Origin of the sequence: Streptomyces sp. MK7 (assembly GCF_032658145.1) — a bacterium.
Lineage (GTDB): Bacteria > Actinomycetota > Actinomycetes > Streptomycetales > Streptomycetaceae > Streptomyces > Streptomyces spiralis.
Genome location: NZ_JAVACL010000030.1, coordinates 58,027 through 77,015 on the forward strand (window position 1 = coordinate 58,027; position 18,989 = coordinate 77,015).

11 protein-coding genes and 3 pseudogenes are annotated in these 18,989 nt (G+C 73.4%); 7 read left to right on the forward strand and 7 right to left on the reverse strand.

The window, feature by feature from the left end; translation table 11 throughout:
* Window positions 1–304: 304 nt before the first annotated feature.
* The 3 genes from R2S09_RS27525 (at window position 305) to R2S09_RS27535 (ending at window position 5,370) form a co-directional block, all read left to right on the forward strand.
* The gene (locus tag R2S09_RS27525) at window positions 305–2,524 is read left to right on the forward strand and encodes an NADP-dependent isocitrate dehydrogenase (protein WP_316743908.1); all 2,220 of its coding nucleotides are present in this window, start codon (window positions 305–307) and stop codon (window positions 2,522–2,524) included.
* A 704-nt stretch (window positions 2,525–3,228) separates the two neighbouring features.
* The gene (locus R2S09_RS27530; RefSeq protein WP_316743910.1) at window positions 3,229–4,035 is read left to right on the forward strand and encodes an N-formylglutamate amidohydrolase; all 807 of its coding nucleotides are present in this window, start codon (window positions 3,229–3,231) and stop codon (window positions 4,033–4,035) included.
* Between the two features lie 57 nt (window positions 4,036–4,092).
* The gene (locus R2S09_RS27535) at window positions 4,093–5,370 is read left to right on the forward strand and encodes a cytochrome P450 (protein WP_316743912.1); all 1,278 of its coding nucleotides are present in this window, start codon (window positions 4,093–4,095) and stop codon (window positions 5,368–5,370) included.
* Window positions 5,371–5,391: 21 nt separating this feature from the next.
* On the opposite strand, the gene R2S09_RS27540 is transcribed toward R2S09_RS27535, so the two are convergent.
* From R2S09_RS27540 to R2S09_RS27550, 3 genes are read right to left on the reverse strand one after another with little or no spacing between them, the layout of a single operon-like run.
* On the reverse strand, window positions 5,392–5,853 hold the full coding sequence (locus tag R2S09_RS27540; protein ID WP_306189051.1) for a hypothetical protein: 462 nt from the start codon (window positions 5,851–5,853) through the stop codon (window positions 5,392–5,394).
* 20 nt (window positions 5,854–5,873) lie between these two features.
* Window positions 5,874–6,512, reverse strand: coding sequence for an RNA polymerase sigma factor (locus R2S09_RS27545; RefSeq protein ID WP_078916997.1), 639 nt, complete (start codon window positions 6,510–6,512; stop codon window positions 5,874–5,876).
* Window positions 6,509–7,945 (reverse strand): S8/S53 family peptidase, encoded by a 1,437-nt coding sequence (locus R2S09_RS27550; protein ID WP_316743915.1) that lies wholly within the window; start codon window positions 7,943–7,945, stop codon window positions 6,509–6,511. The genes R2S09_RS27545 and R2S09_RS27550 overlap by 4 nt, the downstream gene beginning before the upstream one ends.
* 164 nt (window positions 7,946–8,109) lie before the next feature.
* Here R2S09_RS27550 and R2S09_RS27555 point away from each other — a divergent pair, with 164 nt between their 5' ends.
* Entirely contained in the window at window positions 8,110–10,674 is a 2,565-nt protein-coding gene (locus R2S09_RS27555; protein ID WP_316743969.1) for a CHAT domain-containing protein, read from the forward strand.
* A 298-nt stretch (window positions 10,675–10,972) separates the two neighbouring features.
* Here R2S09_RS27555 and R2S09_RS27560 read toward each other — a convergent pair.
* The 4 genes and pseudogenes from R2S09_RS27560 to R2S09_RS27575 all read right to left on the reverse strand — a co-directional run.
* A pseudogene (locus R2S09_RS27560) lies at window positions 10,973–11,812 on the reverse strand (alpha/beta hydrolase); the annotation flags it as partial.
* Window positions 11,813–12,107: 295 nt separating this feature from the next.
* Window positions 12,108–12,701 (reverse strand): DUF308 domain-containing protein, encoded by a 594-nt coding sequence (locus R2S09_RS27565; RefSeq protein WP_316743917.1) that lies wholly within the window; start codon window positions 12,699–12,701, stop codon window positions 12,108–12,110.
* 44 nt (window positions 12,702–12,745) lie between these two features.
* Window positions 12,746–14,242 carry a tannase/feruloyl esterase family alpha/beta hydrolase gene (locus R2S09_RS27570; RefSeq protein ID WP_316743918.1) on the reverse strand — a complete coding sequence of 499 codons (1,497 nt, stop codon included), beginning with the start codon at window positions 14,240–14,242 and terminating at the stop codon, window positions 12,746–12,748.
* A 170-nt stretch (window positions 14,243–14,412) separates the two neighbouring features.
* A pseudogene (locus tag R2S09_RS27575) lies at window positions 14,413–14,556 on the reverse strand (formate dehydrogenase); the annotation flags it as partial.
* Window positions 14,557–14,786: 230 nt separating this feature from the next.
* On the opposite strand from R2S09_RS27575, the gene abc-f reads away from it, so the two are divergent.
* The 3 genes and pseudogenes from abc-f (at window position 14,787) to R2S09_RS27590 (ending at window position 18,682) form a co-directional block, all read left to right on the forward strand.
* The gene (abc-f, locus tag R2S09_RS27580; protein WP_316743920.1) at window positions 14,787–16,421 is read left to right on the forward strand and encodes a ribosomal protection-like ABC-F family protein; all 1,635 of its coding nucleotides are present in this window, start codon (window positions 14,787–14,789) and stop codon (window positions 16,419–16,421) included.
* 76 nt (window positions 16,422–16,497) lie between these two features.
* Entirely contained in the window at window positions 16,498–18,105 is a 1,608-nt protein-coding gene (locus tag R2S09_RS27585) for an ABC-F family ATP-binding cassette domain-containing protein (RefSeq protein ID WP_316743971.1), read from the forward strand.
* 71 nt (window positions 18,106–18,176) lie between these two features.
* Window positions 18,177–18,682, forward strand: a pseudogene (locus R2S09_RS27590) (CGNR zinc finger domain-containing protein).
* Window positions 18,683–18,989 lie beyond the last annotated feature (307 nt).

An 18,989-nucleotide genomic window follows, 5' to 3' on the forward strand; every position in this document is an offset into this window, starting at 1 on the left:
AGCAGACGCCGTAGCGGGACGACCACCGGTGTGTGTCGGCGGCACGCGACCGCGGCCTGCTGCCGCGTCCGCCGGCGACAGGGCGGCACGGGATCCCCAAGGGGCGGGGGCCGGGCCGGGCACGCCCACGCGAGGGACGCGTTCTGCCGCTGGATCGAGCGCGAGGTGGCCGGCTGCTGAGCCGGCGCGGCCGGAGACCGGGCCGCCCCGCCGGCGGGACCCGGTTCGGGCCCCTGTCGAGCCGGGGGCGAGCACGAGATATCTTGATGTCGAGCAATGTTGCAGACGTGGAGCGGAGCACCCGGTGACTGACTCGACCATCATCTACACACACACTGACGAGGCCCCGGCCCTGGCGACGTATTCCTTCCTGCCGGTGGTCCAGGCCTACGCCGGGCAGGCCGGTGTGGCTGTGGAGACCCGTGACATCTCGCTGGCCGGGCGCATCATCGCGGTGTTCCCGGAGTACCTGAACGAGGACCAGCGGATCCCCGACGCGCTGTCCGAGCTGGGCGAGCTGGCCAGGACGCCCGAGGCCAACATCATCAAGCTGCCGAACATCTCGGCCTCCATCCCGCAGCTGAGGGCCGCCATCGCCGAGCTGCAGGGTCAGGGCTACGCGCTGCCCGACTACTCGGACGACCCCAAGACCGAAGAGGAGCGCGAGATCCGCGCCCGCTACGACAAGGTCAAGGGCTCCGCGGTGAACCCGGTCCTGCGCGAGGGCAACTCCGACCGCCGCGCCCCCGCCTCCGTGAAGAACTATGCCAAGACCCACCCGCACCGCATGGGCGCCTGGACCGCCGAGTCCAGGACCAATGTGGCGACCATGGGTGCGGACGACTTCCGCTCCACCGAGAAGTCCGCCGTCATCGCCGAGGACGGCGCCCTGCGCATCGAGCTGATCGGCGACGACGGCTCCACCACGGTGCTGCGCGAGTCGGTCCCGGTCAAGGCCGGTGAGGTCGTCGACGCCTCCGTGATGCGCGTCGCCGCGCTGCGCGAGTTCCTCACCGCGCAGGTCGCCCGGGCCAAGCAGGAGGGCGTGCTGTTCTCCGTGCACCTGAAGGCCACGATGATGAAGGTCTCCGACCCGATCATCTTCGGTCACGTGGTGCGCGCCTTCTTCCCGAAGACGTTCGCGAAGTACGCCGAGACGTTCGCCTCGGCCGGCCTGACCCCGAACGACGGCCTGGGCGGCATCTTCAAGGGCCTGGAGAACCTGCCGAACGGCGACGAGATCAAGGCCTCCTTCGACGCCGAGCTCGCCGAGGGCCCGGCCCTCGCGATGGTCGACTCCGACAAGGGCATCACCAACCTGCACGTCCCCTCCGACGTGATCGTCGACGCCTCCATGCCGGCCATGATCCGCACCTCCGGCCACATGTGGGGCCCGGACGGCCAGGAGCAGGACACCCTCGCGGTCCTGCCCGACTCCAGCTACGCGGGCGTCTACCAGGCCGTCATCGAGGACTGCCGCGCCCACGGCGCCTACGACCCCTCGACCATGGGCTCCGTGCCGAACGTCGGCCTGATGGCGCAGAAGGCCGAGGAGTACGGCAGCCACGACAAGACGTTCGAGATCCCGGTCACGGGCACCGTCCGCCTGGTCGACCGGGCCGGCAACGCCGTCCTGGAGCAGACGGTCTCCGCCGGTGACATCTTCCGCGCCTGCCAGACCAAGGACGCCCCGATCAAGGACTGGGTGAAGCTGGCCGTCACCCGCGCCCGCGCCACCGGCGACCCGGCCGTCTTCTGGCTCGACGAGAGCCGCGCCCACGACGCCAACCTGATCGCCAAGGTCGAGCAGTACCTGCCGGAGCACGACACCGAGGGCCTGGACATCCGGATCCTGAACCCGGTCGAGGCGACCAAGCTGTCCGTGGAGCGCATCCGCCGAGGCGAGGACACCATCTCGGTCACCGGCAACGTGCTGCGCGACTACCTGACCGACCTCTTCCCGATCCTGGAGCTGGGCACCAGCGCCAAGATGCTGTCGGTCGTCCCGCTGATGGCGGGCGGCGGCCTGTTCGAGACCGGCGCCGGCGGCTCCGCGCCCAAGCACGTCCAGCAGCTGGTCAAGGAGAACTACCTGCGCTGGGACTCCCTCGGCGAGTTCTTCGCCCTGGTGCCGTCCCTCGAGCAGTACGCCGGAGCCACCGGCAACACCCGCGCCAAGGTCCTCGCCGACGCCCTCGACCGTGCCACGGCGACCTTCCTCAACGAGGACAAGTCCCCGACCCGTCGCGTCGGCGGCATCGACAACCGCGGCAGCCACTTCTACCTGTCCCTGTACTGGGCGCAGGAGCTGGCCCGGCAGACCGAGGACGCCGACCTGGCCAAGGCCTTCGCGCCGCTCGCCGAGACGCTCGCCGCCAACGAGCAGAAGATCGTCGAGGAGCTGATCGCCGTCCAGGGCAAGCCGGCCGACATCGGCGGCTACTACCAGCCCGACCCGGCCAAGGCCGCCGCCGTCATGCGCCCGTCGGCCACCTGGAACGAGGCCCTGGCGTCCCTGAGCTGACGCCCGCCTCCCGCCCCGCGGGCCCTTTGACCGCCCCGGCCGAGCACCTCCCGGCCGGGGCGGCACCGTCCCCGCCCACCGACGTGGGCGCGCCCTCCGGACGGCCAGACGCACACCACGCCGCCGGGCGGAACCCTCCCCACCCGACGTGGGCGCACCCTCCCCTCGTCCCAGAGCCGCCCCGGGGCGTCCGCACCGGGGCCTCCGGCCTGACCAGCTCTGTCGTCCGGCGGTCGGCCGGGCGCACCACCCACCGCTTGGACGGCCAGGTATGCCCCGCGCCGCCGGGCGGAACACTCCCCGCCGACGTGGGCGCACCCACCCCACCCGCCCTCGTCCCAGAGCCACCCCAACCGTCCACACCAGGGCCCCGGCCCGAGAACAGCCGTGTCGCCCGCCGGCCACCCGGACCCACCACCCACCGCTCGCACGGCCAGGTGCACACCGCGCCGCCGGGCAGGACCCGCCCCGCCCGACGTGGGCGCAACCGCCCCATCCACCCCCGTCCCCGAACCGCCCCAGCCGTCCGCACCAGGGCCCCGGCCTGATCAGCTCTGTCGCCCGCCGGCCGCCCGCGCCCACCGCCCACTGCCCGGACCGCCAGGCGCACCCCGCGCCGCCCGGCGGTACCGTTCCCGCGCGCCCGACCCGGGCGCACCTCCACAGCTCGCCCCCTCAGCCCACCCCCGTCCCGGAGCCGCCCCATGTCCTTCGCCGCTGCCGCGCAGCCGTCCTTCGAGGTGCTGCCCGGCGCCGCCGACTCACCGGTCATCCTGCATGTGCCGCACGCGGCGCGGGCCATACCGCCGGCCGTCCGCGCCGGCATCGTGCTCGGCGACACGGCGCTGGAGCGCGAGCTGGACCACATCACCGACGCCCACACCGACCGGATCGCCGAGGAGGCGGCCCGGCTCTCGGCCCGCACGCCGTGGCGGTTCGTCAACCGGCTCTCCCGGCTGGTCGTCGACCCGGAGCGGTTCCCGGACGAGCGGGAGGAGATGACGGCCGTCGGCATGGGCGCGGTGTACACGCACACCACGCACCGCGAGGTGCTGCGGTCCGCGGACACCGACCCGGAACCGCTGCTCGCCCGCTGGTTCCGCCCCTACGCCCGGGCCATGACCGAGGCCGTCGCGGACCGGCTGGCCGCCACCGGACGGGCCGTGATCGTCGACGTCCACTCCTACCCGGCCACCGCCCTGCCCTACGAGCTGCACGGCGAGGGCCCGCGGCCGCCCCTGTGCCTGGGCACCGACGCCTTCCACACGCCGGACGAGCTGGTGCGGCAGGCCCGCAAGGTCTTCGGGGACCTCGGCGAGACGGGCCTGAACAGCCCGTTCGGCGGCACCTATGTGCCGCTGGAGTTCTACGGCCGTGACGCACGGGTCGCCGCCCTGATGGTCGAGATCCGCCGGGACACGTACATGAGCGAGCCGGGCGGCCCCGCGGGCCCCGGTCTCGGCCGGCTCGCCGAGGCGCTGGCCGCCCTCGTCGACGGCCTGGGCGGCTGACCTCCGGCTGGAGCACTCCGGCGCGACAACCGGCCGGGGCGCGGCGAGGGTTGGCGTATGACGCAGGAGATCACCACGCCCTCGCCCGCCGCGGTGACGCCGTCGCCCGTGGAGCGGCCGGCGCCGCCCCCTGCCGAGCGGCCGGCACCGCCTCCGGTACGGGACTGGCCCGCGCTCGACCTGGAGGGCACACGGTTCGATCCGGTGCTCGCCGAGCTGATGCGCGAGGGTCCGATCACCCGTGTCCGGCTGCCCCACGGCGAGGGCTGGGCGTGGCTGGCCACCCGCTACGACGACGTCAAGCTGGTCACGAACGATCCGCGGTTCAGCCGCACGGAGGTCACCCGGCGCCAGGTCACCCGGCTGGCTCCGCACTTCAAGCCGCGCCCCGGCTCGCTGGCCTGGGCCGACCAGCCCGACCACAACCGGCTGCGCAAGCCGGTCGCCGGTGCCTTCACGGTCGGCGCGATGAAGCGGCTGCGGCCCCGGGCGCAGGAGCTGCTGGACGAGCTGGTGGAGGTGATGCTGCGGGACGGGCCGCCGGCGGACCTGGTCGAGCGGGTGCTGGAGCCGTTCCCGATCGCGGTGGTCGCGGAGGTGATGGGGGTGCCGGTCGCGGAACGGGGGCAGGTGCACACCTGGACCCGGCAGATCCTCTCCACGTCCGGCGGGGCCGAGGCCGCCGACCGGGCCAAGGAGGGCATGTACGGGTGGATCGCCGCCACGGTCCGCGCCCGCCGGGACAGCACGGCGCAGGACGTGCTGTCGCTGCTCGGTGCGGCGGTCGGCCGGGGCGAGATCTCCGAGGAGGAGGCGGTGGGCCTGGCGGGTCCGCTGCAGATCGGCGGGGAGGCCGTCACCCACAACTGCGGCCAGATGCTGTTCCTGCTGCTGACGCGGCCGGAGCTGATGGCGCGGATGCGGCAGCGGCCCGAGGCGCGCGGCCCGGTCCTGGACGAGCTGCTGCGGTACATCCCGCACCGCAGCACCGTCGGCCTGGCCCGGATCGTGCTGGAGGACGTCGAGGTGCACGGGGTGCGCATCGCCGCCGGCGAGCCCGTCTACGTCTCCTACCTGGCCGCCAACCGGGACCCGGACGTCTTCCCGGACCCGGACGTGATCGACCCCGACCGCGACCCCAACCCGCATCTGGCGTTCGGCAACGGCCCGCACTACTGCACGGGCGCCGTCCTCGCCAGGCTGCAGACCGAGCTGCTGGTGGACACGCTGCTGGACCGGCTGCCGGGCCTGCGGCTCGCGGTTGCGCCGGGCCGGGTCGCCTGGCGCCGCCGGACGATGATCCGCGGTCCGCAGACCCTCCCGGTCACCTGGTGAGGTCCCCGGGCGCGCCGGTGCTCAGGCCCGCAGCCACTCCGTGACCACCACGTGCCCGCCCGTGCGCAGCCGCAGCGCGAACGGGCCGGTGGGCGGGGCGTCGGCGGTGAAGCGGCCCAGGTCGTCGGCCGTGAGCCGGGCTCCCGCCCCTGGACCGCTCAGTACCTCGATCCGCGCGGGCTGCGGCGGCATCACCTGTCCCATCAGGCCGTCCCCGGAGACCTCCACGTCCACGGTCAGCTCGCCGGCCTGGAAGGTCAGCATCCGCGGCACGTCCGTGACGCCCCTGACCGGCAGCGCGTGGAGCAGCGAGTCGAAGGTCAGCTCGGCGATGCGGGCGTCCAGGTCGTGCAGCGCGTAGGCCTCGACGGCCAGTTGGCGCAGGGCTTCCGGCACCGGGTCCAGGACGGCGGCGGCCTGCCGCAGTTCCTGCTCCAGCACCGCCTCCTCGAACCCGCCGGCGCCGTCGTCGCCGTCCCTCATGAGGGTGTGGTCGTCGTCGTTCACGAGGTCCCCCGTGCGTCGAGTCGTGCGCGCAGGCGCCGCAGACAGCGCTGGCGCAGTGGTCCGATGCTGCCCACGGCGACGCCCAGCGCGGCGGACACCTCCTGGTAGCTGGGGGGCGGCGAGGCCATCAGCACCCGCAGCAACTGGCGGCAGCGGTCGCCGAGTCGCTCGAACTCCTGCCACAGCCGGCGGATCCGCTCGCTCTGCGCGGCGGCCTCCTCGGAGTCGAGCAGCGACTGCTCCGGCGAGCCGTCCTCGCTGACCCGGTCCAGCAGTTGCGGATCGTCGGTCACCGTCAGCCGGCTCAGGCTCCGCAGCGTCTTCAGGCACTCGTGGCGCGCGGTGCTCGCCAGCCAGGAGCCCGCCTTGTCCGGTTCCCTGATCCGCCCCAGGTGCTGGGCGAAGCGGAACCAGACGGTCTGGTACACCTCGTGCCCGTCGGCGTCGGAGAGCCGGTGCGCGCGCACCACCGACCACACCAGCGGGCTGAGCCCCTCCACCAGCGCCTTCCAGGCCGACGCGTCCCCGTCGACGGCGGACTGGACGAGCGCGCCGACATCTGCACGATCCACCAACTCACCCCTCGTGTACGGCATGTCATCGTACGCCGCGGAGGGGATTGTTCCGGTACTCATGCCGGCAGAGCGGGCCGGACGGGCACCGGGCGCCAGGTGGGCGGGCGCAGCGCCGGGACGTGCGCCCCGCGCACTTCCGCGTACTCGGTGTTGGCGGACAGCAGCTGCCGGCAGGCGGCACGCGGGTCGCGCTCCTTGTGCGCGGTCATGTGGGCGGCGACCAGGCCGGCGGCCACGGGGGTGGCGAAGGAGGTGCCGCTCCAGTGCGCGTACCCCTCGAACATCACCTGGTCCGCCTTGCCCCCGGTGCTCTCCCGCGTCTCGCTCAGCAGGCCGGTGTGGCGTGGGTACTGGCAGGTGCAGGCGTACTGGAAGCCGAACCGGCAGGCGTCGTACGTGGAGTGCTGGTAGACGTACGGCACGGGGGTCGTGAAGCCGGTGAGCGCGCTGGTGAGCCGCTCGCCGGGGGCGTACGCCCGCACCCAGGCGCCGTGGTTGCTGAAGCAGGCGCCGAACTCTCCGTCGCCGCGCAGCGCGCCGACGGACAGGACGCAGTCCGCCCAGTCGTCGGACAGGCCGGCGTAGGCGGCGGGCCAGAACGGGGTGGCGCTGGAGTTGTTGCCGGCGGCGGCGACGAGCAGGGTGCCGCGGGCGCGCAGTTCCCGCATGAAGGCGTCGACGCCGAGCAGGCCGTCGACGCGGCCGTTGGAGCTGCCGGCGGAGAGGCTGATGATGTCCGGCCAGCCGTGCTGGTCCACCGCCTCGAACAGCTTGTGCCCGAAGTCGGACTCCAGGATGGCGCCGGCGTCGTTGAGGGTGTTGCGGACGGTGATGTCGGTGTTGGGCGCGACCGCGGCGACGAGTCCGGCGATGAACGTGCCGTGGCCGACGTACTGCTGGAGGACGCCGTCGCCGTCCGTCTCCCGGACCTGGCCGTCGCCCGTGACGTGGGCGAGCAGCGGGTCCGCACGGTAGTCGTGGGTGAGGCCGGTGTCGATGACCAGGACGCCGACGGCGGTGTCCGGGTCGTGAACGTCCTCGGCGGGAACGGGGTTGGTGCCCTGGCTGAACGGGGCGGGCACGGGCTCGTCGCCCGGGCAGGCGTTGACCGCGATGGACACCACGTGGTTTCGGCTGACCAGGCGGCGGCCGGCCCGGCCCTCGGGCTCGCGCAGCGCGCGCAGGGCGTGCGCGACGGCGAGATCGCCGCCGCGGTCGCCGGCCGAGGGGTCGCCGACCTGGATCCGGGTGATGCCGGTGCGGTTGGTCCCGGGGCTCGCCCGGCGCACATGGTCCGCGCTGAGGTCGGGCGCCGCGGTGAAGTGCGTGCGGACGGTGTCCTCGACCAGCCGGGCATCCTCGCCGTCGCGGGCGAGGACGACCCCCTTCTCGTAGAAGAACTCGGCCGAGTCGTCCGGGCCCATCGCCAGGGGGACGTCGGGCATCGAGCGCTGGATCTGGTCGAACTGCTCGTGGAATCGCTGTGGTGCCATGGCGTGGGTGTCCTCCCCTTGGGGCGATGGTCGTACAGTCAGAGCCTCCGGGCCCTCGGTTGATACAGCGTCGAACACCCAGGACGCGGTTCCGGCGTCACTTCGGTGCCACTACCATCCGGTGGGTGACAGCGGGAAGCGAGTCGGTGCCGGAACTGCTGCCGATGGTGTTCGCCGACCCGGCCGAGGCGCTGGCCCGGGCGCGGGCGCTGCTTGATGCCGGTCCGCCGCCGCTGCACGCCTCGGTGGCGCACCAGGTGATCGGTATCTGGCAGCGGGACTTCGGCGACATGCGCCCGGCCCTGCGGCATCTGCGGCGCGCCCGGGACCTGGCGGCGCGGGCGGGCTCGGCCGAGCGGGAGGCCGACGTGCTGGCCACGCTCGGGGTCGCGCTGGTGCACGCGGGCCGCACCCGGGACGGGCTCGCGGCGTTCGAGGAGGGCGTGGCGCGCGGGACGGGGCACACCCGGGCGCGGGTGCTGTACCGGCGGGCGTACGTGTGGTGGGTGCTGGGCCGGCACCGTCGGGCGCTGGAGGACGTACGGCGGGCCGTGCCCGTGCTGCGGCAGGCCGACGACGTGATCTGGACGGCGCGGGCGCTGACGCTGCGGGCCACCGTGCACCTGGCGCTGGGTGCGGTGGAGCGGGCGGACGCCGACTTCACCGCGGCGGAGGCACTGTGGGACACCACCGGGCAGGAGCACGACAAGGCCGACGCCGTGGAGAGCCGGGGCCTTGCCGCGTTCCGGCGGGGCGACATCCCGGCGGCGCTGCGGCTGCTGGACGAGGCCGAGGAGCGCTACGCCAAGCTCGGCACGCCCACCTTCATGCTGAACATCCGGCGCTGCGAGGTGCTGATGGCGGCGGGGCTGGCGCCGGAGGCACTGGCCGAGGCGGACACGGCGATCGCCGAACTCGACCGGCTGGGCGGCCAGTCGACCCGCAAGGCCGAGTTGCTGCTGGCGGCGGCGCGCGCGGCACGGCTGGCGGACGACCCGCACACGGCGATCGCGCGGGCGACGAAGGCCGTGCGGTTGTTCGCCGGTCAGCGGCGCGCCTGGTGGGAGACGCATGCCCGGCTGGTGCTGATCGAGGCGCGGGTGGCCGTCGGGCGCCGCTCCGGCCGGCTGGTCGCGGACGCCGCGGCGGTGGCCGAGCGGCTGGCCGCCTTCGGCTCCCCGGCCGCGCCGGAGGCGTCGTTGCTGGCGGGCCGGATCGCGCTGGCCCTGGGCCGGCCCGCCCAGGCGGAGCACCATCTGGCCGTCGCCGCGCGCAGCCGGCACGGCGGGCCGCCGCTGGCGCGGATGACCGGTTGGGCCGCGCAGGCGCTGCGGGCGCGGGCGGCCGGCTCGGGCCGGGGTGTGCTGGAGGCCTGCCGGCGCGGCCTGGACGTGCTGGACGACCACCGGATGACGCTCGGTGCCTCCGAGTTGCGGGCGCGGGCCACCGCGCAGGGCGGTGAACTGGCCGCGCTGGCCCAGGAGTCGGCCCTCGCCTCGGGTGAGCCCCGGCGGCTGCTGGTGTGGAGCGAGCGCTGGCGGGCCACGGTGCTGTCCGCGCCGCCGACCCGGCCGCCCGCCGATCCGGCGCTGCTCAGTGGCCTGACCGCGTTCCGGGAGATCGCCGCCCGGGCGCAGGAGGCCCGCCAGGACGGCCATCCGGTCCCGGCGCTGGAGCGGGAACAGCGGCGCCTGGAACGGGAGATCCGCTCCCGCACCCTGCATCTGCGCGGTGCCGCGCCGGGTGGCGGCGACCGGTTCGAGCCGGGCCGGCTGCTGGCGCGGCTCGGGGACGCGCGGCTGGTCGAACTGGCCGTGCTGGACGGCCGGGTGCATGTGCTGCTGTGCGGACAGGGGCGGGTACGGCGCTTCGAGGCCGGCCGGCTCGCGGACGCGGTGGTCGAGGCGGAGCATGTGCAGGCGGGGCTGCGGCGGCTGGCCCATCCCGGGGCGGCGGCCCGGCTGCCACTGGTGGAGGCGGCCGGGCGGCGCCTTCAGGAGCTGCTGCTCGGTCCGGCCGCCCGGCACCTGGGCACGGGAGCCGTCGTGGTGGTGCCGCCGGGCTCGCTGCACCGGGTGCCGTGGGCGCTGCTGCCGGCGCTGCGGGAGCGGGTGCTGAGCGTGTCGCCGTCGGCGAGCAGCTGGCTGCGCGCCCGGGAGACGGAGCCGCCGCCCGACTCCCGGCAGGTGCTGGTGCGCGGCCCCGGTCTGGCGACCGGCGGCGCGGAGGTGCCGGAGCTGGCCGGCCGGTACGGGTCGCCGACCGTGCTGGAGGGCGACGCCGCCCATGTGTCGCGGGTGCTGCGGGAGCTGGACGGCGCCGGGCTCGCGCACATCGCCGCGCACGGCACCTTCCGCGCCGACAGCCCGCTGTTCTCGTCGCTGACGATGGCCGACGGCCCGCTGATCGTGCACGACTTCGAGCGCCTGGACCGCAGCCCGTACCGGATCATCCTGTCCTGCTGCGACACCGCCCGGTTCGCCTCCGTCGGCGCCGACGAGCTCCTCGGCCTGGTCACCGCGCTGCTGCCGCTGGGCACGGCCGGGGTGGTGGCGTGCAGCGCGCCCGTCAACGACGAGGCGGTGGTGCCGTTGATGCTCGCCCTGCACAAGGGGCTCGGCTCCGGCCTGTCCCTGGCCGAGGCCCTGCGCGACGCGCGGGCCGCGCTGCCGGGCGATGCGACGCACCAGGCCACGGGGTGGGCGTTCTCGGCGTTCGGCGCGGCCTGACGGTCCCAGGGAAGGCGTACGGCTCAGGCGGCCGAGGAGTCGGGGAAGCCGCCCGATTGGTGGTGCCACAGCTTGGCGTAGGCGCCGCCCGAGGCGAGCAGCGCCTGGTGCGTGCCCTGTTCGACGATCTCGCCGCGGTCGAGGACGACGAGCCGGTCCATGCCGGCGACCCTGTGGCGCTCCCGTGGGCGAAGGTCACCTTCTCGAAGCGGACGTCGGCGGCCGCCGGGGCCGGGCCAACTCCCGTCCGTAGCAGCGAAGTGCGAGCACCGCGCCCCTGCGGGGCGATGCCTGTCGTAAGTTGGCCGGCGCCCTTGATCCGGTGGAGCTCCTTGGGGCCGGTGGCCCGCTGGTGGGCCTCGACGGCCATCCAGGCCGTGACGGCGTGCTCCCCGATGACCTGGAGGACGGGGCGGGGGGCGATGAGGGGGACGGCGAAGAAGGCGTCGTACCCGGCGAGCTTGTCGATGCTCTCCCAGGCCAGGTACTTCGCGGAGCGTTCGTGCTCGCCGCGCGTGGTGCAGTAGTACTCGAAGCCCTCCCGCCCGTGCTGTCCACCGAGCGCCTCGGCCTGTTCGGCGGTCTCGGGGAACACGGTCATGACGCCGGGGTCCTCACCGCGAGCGGCGCTGGTGCGGGCCTGGGCCGCGGCGTCCAACAGGCTCTGGAAGACGGCCGGGTCCTGGGCGCCGTCCGCGCCGAGCCGGAACTGGCGGGAGGGGTCGGCGGTGGACACGGTCGCCACGGCCCTGACCCGGTGGTCACCGCCGGTGGCGGCCAGCGAGCAGCTGCCGGAGGCGCAGATGCCGAGCAGACCGATCCGCTCGGGGTCGGCCTCGTCGCGCGTGGTCAGGCAGGACACGGCCGCCTTGAAGTCCTCCACCCGCTGGGCGGGGTCCTCAAGGCCACGCGGCAGACCGCCGGACTCGCCCTGGTAGGCGGCGTCGAAGGCGAGGGTGACGAACCCGCGCTCGGCCATCAGCCGGGCGTAGGTGCCGGAGGTCTGCTCCTTCACCCCGGTGCCGGGATGGCCGACCACCAGCGCCGGCCGGGGAGCCGGAACCTCGCTGTCGGGTACGTAGAGGTGTGCCGCGATCTCGATACCGGCGCTGTCGAAAGCGACAGAGGTCCTGGCCATGAGAACAACTCCTTCTGAGAGGTCGAAGCCGCTCACGTCGAGCGTGTCTCCACACTCCGACACCCGCTCCCATCGCGGGAGAGACAAATCATTGGCCGGGAAAGAACCTGCCCTCCCTCACACACGTGCCGACGGCGCACAGGACGGGTGCGGCGCCGGCGCCCACGCCGGCTCACCACCGGCCGATGCGCGAAAGCCATGACGCGATCACCGGCCTGCGAGGGGTGCCGTGGTCCGGCAATGTTTCGACCCACGGTCCGAAAGGCCGCGGGTCGAAAGGCGGTGCGCGAGCAGGTCACACAGCCCGTGCACGCAGCTGGCGGGACTTCCAGCCCAGCAGCAGGGCCTGGAGGACGAACCCCACCCCGCCGCCCGTGGCGTACACCGACAGGACGCCGAGCGAGGGGTGGTCGCCCGTGGCCTGGACGTTGTAGGTGATGCCGACGAGGAAGGACAGGCCGCCCGAGATCAGGGTCGGCCACTGCTTGCCCAGCTCGGGGCCGCGCCGCCGCAGTCCGACGATCACCTGGGCGGCACCGGAGACGATCGCCCAGGCTCCGAACACATGGAGCACCGCTGCCTCGTCACGGGCTCCGGCGATGCCGATCGCGAGGGCGGCCAGCGTGCTGAGCACGCCGTTGAACGCGGTGACCCGGCGCTCGGCGCCGTTCGGGGTGGCCCGGTGGTCGATCAGTGAAGACACCGCATCGATCAGCGGGTAGACGACCAGCAGCGTGATCGCGACGGCGTCGAGGTCCTCGTGGGCTCCGGCGAACGCCAGGGCCCAGGCCACGGCCAGGACTCCGCGGCTCAGGTACAGCCGCAGCAGGGAGTCTCGTTCGCCGGTGGCCGCCGCCTGGTTCGCCGGCGGCGATGTCTGCGTGCTCATGATGGTTCGGCCTTTCTCGGGTCAGGGAGGCGCCGTCGGCCCGGTCAGTGCCGGGTCGGGGAGACGCAGCGGAAGCTGGAGGCGAGCGCCGGGTCGCCGTGGCCGGTGTAGCGGGACACCTGCGGGTACCTGCACAGGTCGCGGGTGACGTTCCGGCCGGAGACGTCGATCAGGACGGCGGGCAGCGTCTTGGGCGCCTTGCCGTGCTCGACCCAGGCGGTCAGGGCGCCGAGGTCGTCGGTCGTGCCGTCACCCTTGTTGAGGCCGCAGTGAACCGTGCCCGGGGCGAGGAAGAGGCGGTAGAAGTCATCGACCTTCCTGGCGCCGCCGAGCTCCCGTTCGACCTTGTCGCGGTACTGCACGGTGCCCTGGGTGGGGATGTACTGGTCGGCGTCGCCGTGCCAGGTCAGCAGCTTGCCGCCGGAGTCGCGGAAGCCCGACAGGTCCGGGTCGTCCGTGCCGATGACCTTGTCGTACTCGGCCTGGGACTGCTTGAACAGCTGCGCGAACCGGCTGTAGGTGATCGTCGAGAGGTCCAGGGAGGGGTCCTTCGCCACCCAGAGCCTGACCCAGGCGGCCGGCACCGGGAACGGGTCGGCTCCGGCCAGCGCGCTGAGGTCGGCGCCGACCGGGACGCCGTACCAGAGCTTCTTGCCCGAGGCGGTGCGCGGGCCGTCCCAGATCTTGCGCACCACGGCCGCGTCGGCCGCCGTGACGGTGAGCTCCTTGCCCTCGCACACGACCTTGGTGCCGATCAGCCGGCGCGGGTCGAAGTCGCACCGGGACGGGTGGGTCTTCTCGTTGTTCATGACCACCTGGGGCCACAGCGTGGCGACCTCGAACTCGTCCCAGTTCACGGCGGGTGCGTCGGCGAGGATGCCGTCGTAGTCGTCGGGGTAGCGCTGAGCCTCCATGTAGCCCTGGCGTCCGCCGGTGGAGCAGCCGTTGAAGTAGGAGTACGCGGGACCCTTTCCGTACACCCCGTCGACGACCTCCTTGCCCACGACCGCCGCCTCGTGCTGGGAGCGGGAGGCGAAGTTCTTCAGCAGCGCGGTGTCGACCTGGCCCTCGCTGTTCAGCGCCCAGCTGGTGTCGACGGCGTCGCCCACACCAGCGTCGGTGGTGACGGCGGCGTAGCCGTTCTTGACCGCGGTGCCCAGGCCCACGTCGTTGTCGCCGGCCAGGTAGGCGGCGCCCCCGAGCCCCTGGAAGCGACCGTTCCAGCCGTCGGCGGGCAGCCAGGTCCGAACCTTGGCGTGGTCGTCGGCGCCCGGGTGCGTGAGCGTGACGGTCACCTCGCAGAAAGCCGGGACGTCGGAGACCGACCCCTGGAGGACACCGGTACCGATGATGGTGCCGCCGGCCTGGGCGGTCGCCGTCACGGACTCCACCGCGGTTCCGGCCGGGGCCTTCACCGAAGGTGCCGAGCAGGTGAACGCCGTGGCGGTGGAGTCGTCGCGGGTCTCCGCCGAGGCGCTCGGCAGGCATACCGCCGCGGCCAGCGGCACACCGGCCGCGAGGACGGTCAGAAGTCGTCTCATTGCTTGTCCATCCAGGGAAGTGGGTGAGGGAAGCAGGTGAAGGAAGCAGGTGCGCGTGTGAAGCGCCGGCATATGTGCACGGCTCACCCTGTCCGTACGCCGCTGGTCCCGACGACAGTCAGTTGACTGTCCTCGCCCCGGGCCCCCGGCCGGCCGGTGTGCGGGGCGTGTTAGGTCATTCGACGGTCGGCCGGCCCGTCACTCTTGCGCTCCTCGCCCAGCCACCGCGCGTGACACCGCTCCGCCCACGACCGGCTGACATACCCGGTGCGCATCCCCAGCCGCGCCTCGGGGTCCTCGAAGAACCACACCATCGGTCCGAGTGGGACACGGCTGTTAGGCTGGGGACCGACGTTGGCCGTTGATCGAGGAGTCACAGACGTGGTGGGTGAAGACGACATCTCCGGGTGAGATCCGGATCTGACGGCCCCCGGCCGGCGCTCAGGAGCGCTGCCGAGGTGGCCCGTCTTCGTCGTACCCCTTTTCCCACGTCTGCCAGGGCAGAGGTCCAGAGCTCTGCCCTCGTTCCTTCGAGGTCGCCTCCATGTCCGACGCCGCGATCGTCTGCTCGAACGTCTCCTTCGCCTGGCCCGACGACACACCTGTCTTCCGGGACCTGTCCTTCACCGTGACCAGCGGCCGCACCGGCCTCGTCGCCCCCAACGGCTCCGGCAAGTCCACCCTGCTCAAGCTGATCGCCGGTGAACTCAAGCCCGCCACCGGCTCGGTGTCCGTCGGCGGCACGCTCGGCCACCTCCCGCAGAGCCTCCCCCTGACCGACGGTCTCACGGTCGCCGAGGTGCTCGGCGTCGCCGCGGTGATCCGTGCCCTGGACGCCGTGGAGTCCGGGGACGTCGCCGAGGAACACTTCACCACCATCGGCGACGACTGGGACATCGAGGAGCGCACCCGCGCCCAGCTCGACCGCCTGGGCCTGGCCGACCTCACGCTGGACCGCAGCCTGAGCACGCTCAGCGGCGGCCAGGTCGTCTCCCTCGGCCTCGCCGCGCAGCTCCTCAAGCGCCCCGACGTCCTCCTCCTCGACGAGCCCACCAACAACCTCGACCTCCAGGCCCGTCACAAGCTCTACGACGTCCTGGAGGACTTCAACGGCACCCTGCTCCTGGTCAGCCACGACCGCGCCCTGCTCGACCGCGTGGAACGCATCGCCGAACTCGGCAGCGATGAACTGCGCCTGTACGGCGGCAACTTCACCGAGTACGAGGAGGCCGTGCGCGCCGAGCAGGAGGTCGCCGAGAAGAACGTCCGCAACGCCGAGCAGGAGCTCAAGCGCGAGAAGCGCGAGATGCAGCAGGCCCGCGAACGCGCCGAGCGCCGGATGAGCAACGCCTCCAAGAACCTCAAGAACGCCGGTCTGCCCAAGATCTTCGCCGGCAACATGAAGCGCGGCGCCCAGGAGGCCGCGGGCAAGTCCGGCACCATGCACGCCTCCCGGGTCAGCGAGGCCAAGGCCCGCCTCGACGAAGCCGGACGCGCCCTGCGCGACGAGCAGCGCCTCACCCTGGAACTGCCCGACACCCAGGTGCCCGCAGGCCGCAACCTCTTCCTCGGCGAAGGCATGCAGGTCCGCCTCGGCGACCGTGACGTGTTCGCCCCTGGCGGCGTCGACCTGACCGTCCGCGGCCCCGAGCGCATCGCCCTCATCGGCCCCAACGGCGCCGGAAAGACCACCCTGATGCGGCTGGTCACCGGTGATCTCGCCCCGGACAGCGGCGAGATCAAGCGCAACGACGGCCGGATCGCCTACCTCTCCCAGCGCCTGGACCTGCTTGACCTGGACCGCACGGTCGCCCAGAACTTCGCCGAGTTCGCCCCGGAGCGGCCCGAGGCGGAGCGCATGAACCTGCTCGCCCGCTTCCTCTTCCGGGGCGCCCGCGCCCACCTCCCGGTCGGCGTCCTGTCCGGTGGCGAACGCCTGCGCGCCACGCTGGCCTGCGTCCTGTGCGCCGAACCGGCCCCGCACCTGCTGCTGCTCGACGAGCCCACCAACAACCTCGACCTGGTCAGCGCGGGCCAGCTGGAGAGCGCGCTCAACTCCTACCGGGGCGCCTTCATGGTGGTCAGCCACGACGAACGGTTCCTCGCCGAGATCGGTGTGAACCGCCGGCTGCGGCTGGCCGACGGCACGCTCAAGGAAACAGGGGCGCACGAGATGTGAGCCGGTGACGTGTGCCATGGCCCGCGTCCGAGGCGCCGCGCGCCCGGCGGGCCGCCCACCGCTCACCCGTGAGGGGATACCTGTGTCCGCACTGATCGCCCACGACCTCGTCCGCAACCTGGGCGGCCGCCGCGTCCTCGACGGCATCTCCCTGACCGTCTCCCCCGGCCACCGCATCGGCCTGATCGGGGAGAACGGCGTCGGCAAGTCCACCCTGCTGCGCGTCCTCGCGGGTGTCGACGAACCCGACGCGGGCAGCGTCACCCGCCCTGCCGACCTGGGCTTCCTCCACCAGGAGATGCCGTACGACGCCGAGGCCACGATCGCCGCGGTGCTGGACGAGGCGCTGCGCGAGGCCCGCGAGGACCTCACCGAACTGGACCGGCTCGGCGAAGAGCTGGCCCGGACCCCGGAAGACCCTGACCTCCTCGACGCATACGGCAGGCGCCTGGAACAGGCCCAGCACCGGGAGTCCTGGGACGCCGACCGCCGGGCCGCCCTGGTCCTGGACGGCCTGGGCCTGGCCGCGTTCGGCCACGACCGCACCCTCGGCTCGCTCTCCGGCGGCCGGCGCGGCCGGCTCGCCCTGGCCGCCCTCCTCGTACGCCGCCCGTCGGCTCTGCTCCTCGACGAGCCGACCAACCACCTCGACGACGGCGCCGCCGCCTTCCTGGAGGAGCAGATCCGCGGCCTGCCCGGCACGGTCGTCGTCGCCAGCCACGACCGGGCGTTCCTCGACGCCGTCTGCACCGACCTGATCGACCTCGACCCGGCGGTGGACGGCCCGGTCCGCTACGGCGGCTGCTACAGCGCCTACCTCGCGGAAAAGCGCGCCCAACGCGAGCGCTGGGAGCGGCGGTACGCCGAGGAGCAGGAGGAACTGGAGGCGCTGCGGGAGTCCGCGGGCGTGACCGCGCACCGGGTCGCGCCGGACCGGGGCCGCACCGACAACGAGAAGATGGGCTACGGCCACCGGGCGGGCCGGGTGCAGAGCCAGATCTCCCGCCGGGTCCGCAACGCCACCCGGAGGCTGGAGGAGCTGGAGCGCACCCGGGTCGCCGAGCCGCCCCGCCCGCTGCGGTTCGCGGCCGGAGCGCCGGCCGCGCGCGGTCAGGAGGGCCCGCAACCGCTCGTGTCACTGAGCAAGGTGCGAGTGCCCGGCCGACTCGCACTGGACGGCCTGGAGGTGTCGCCGACCGACCGGCTGCTGGTCACGGGCGGCAACGGGGCGGGCAAGTCGACGCTGCTCGCAGTACTCGCCGGACGTCTGCCGGCCGAGGGCGAGGTGGTCCGGCGGCGCCGGCTGACGGTGGGCCTGCTCACCCAGGACACCGTGTTCGAGCGGTACGACCGCACGGTCCGGGACACCTACGAGCTGGCGCTTGGCGTGCAGCAGGCGGAAAAGGTGCCCCTGGATTCGCTCGGCCTGCTGCACGAGGCGGACCTGGACAAGCCCGTCGGGCAGCTGTCGGTGGGGCAACGCAGGCGACTGGCCCTGGCCCTCCTGGTGGCCCGGCCACCGCACCTCCTCCTGCTCGACGAGCCCACCAACCACCTCTCCCCCGCCCTGTGCGACGAACTGGAGGCCGCGCTGGGGCCCGGCCCCGGCGCGGTCGTCGTGGCCAGCCACGACCGGTGGCTGCGCCGACGGTGGCAGGGCCGCGAACACCGCCTGGAACCGTGACGTTCCTGTCACCCGGCCCGGCCCTCGGCTTGGCGGCCACCCTCCGCGCCCGGCGCTCGACCCGGTTCCAGATGTTCGTGACGCCGGAGCCGTTGAACGCCTGGTACCTGGAGTCCGGGCTGGTGGACACGGTCACTCCGGGCCGGGAGGACGACGTCCAGGAGGCGATGGCGGTCCGCGAGGCCGTCTGCCGGCTCGTGACCGACCGTCGCCTCGGTGAGGGGTCCGACCAGAAGGCGCTCGACCTGGTCGACGCCGCCGCACGCAAGGCCCCCGTGACGCCCCAGCTCACCCTGACCGGGCGGCTCACCGAGGCGACGCCCGAGCAAGCGTCGGCGGTCGTGCGGGAGGCGGTGGAGCTGCTCAGCGGCCCGGACATGCCCCTGCTGAAGGAGTGCGGCCATCTCGAGTGCACCCGGGTCCGCATCGACCGCTCCCGGGGCATGCGGCGTCAGGGTGCGGCATGGAGTCCTGCGGCAACAGGATCAAGGCCGCAGCAGCGCACCGCGCCCTCACGAAGTCGGCTCCCGCCGCGGCGACGACGAACACCTCGTCCGTGCCGCCGACGCCGTCCTGACCGGGCGCGCGCCGGGGAACCGGGCGTCGAGCCCGGCCCCGAACCGCGAGCGTAGGTGCGCTGGGCACGGCCCGTACGACCGACGCACATGTGGCGGCATGTGTGAACCGACGGGGACCCGTGCGAGTGCGCTCGACGTTGGTGCCAAGCGCAACATCATCCATGTCGAGGGAGTGAACGGTCGTGACCAGCCGATCAGCCGCCTCGCTCCGGTCGCGGTACGCGGCACAGGCTACGTCCGGCTTGGAGGAGAACCGTCGACGACGGCAGGGGCTGACGGGGCGTCTCCCGTCGCGGCTTCGTGATT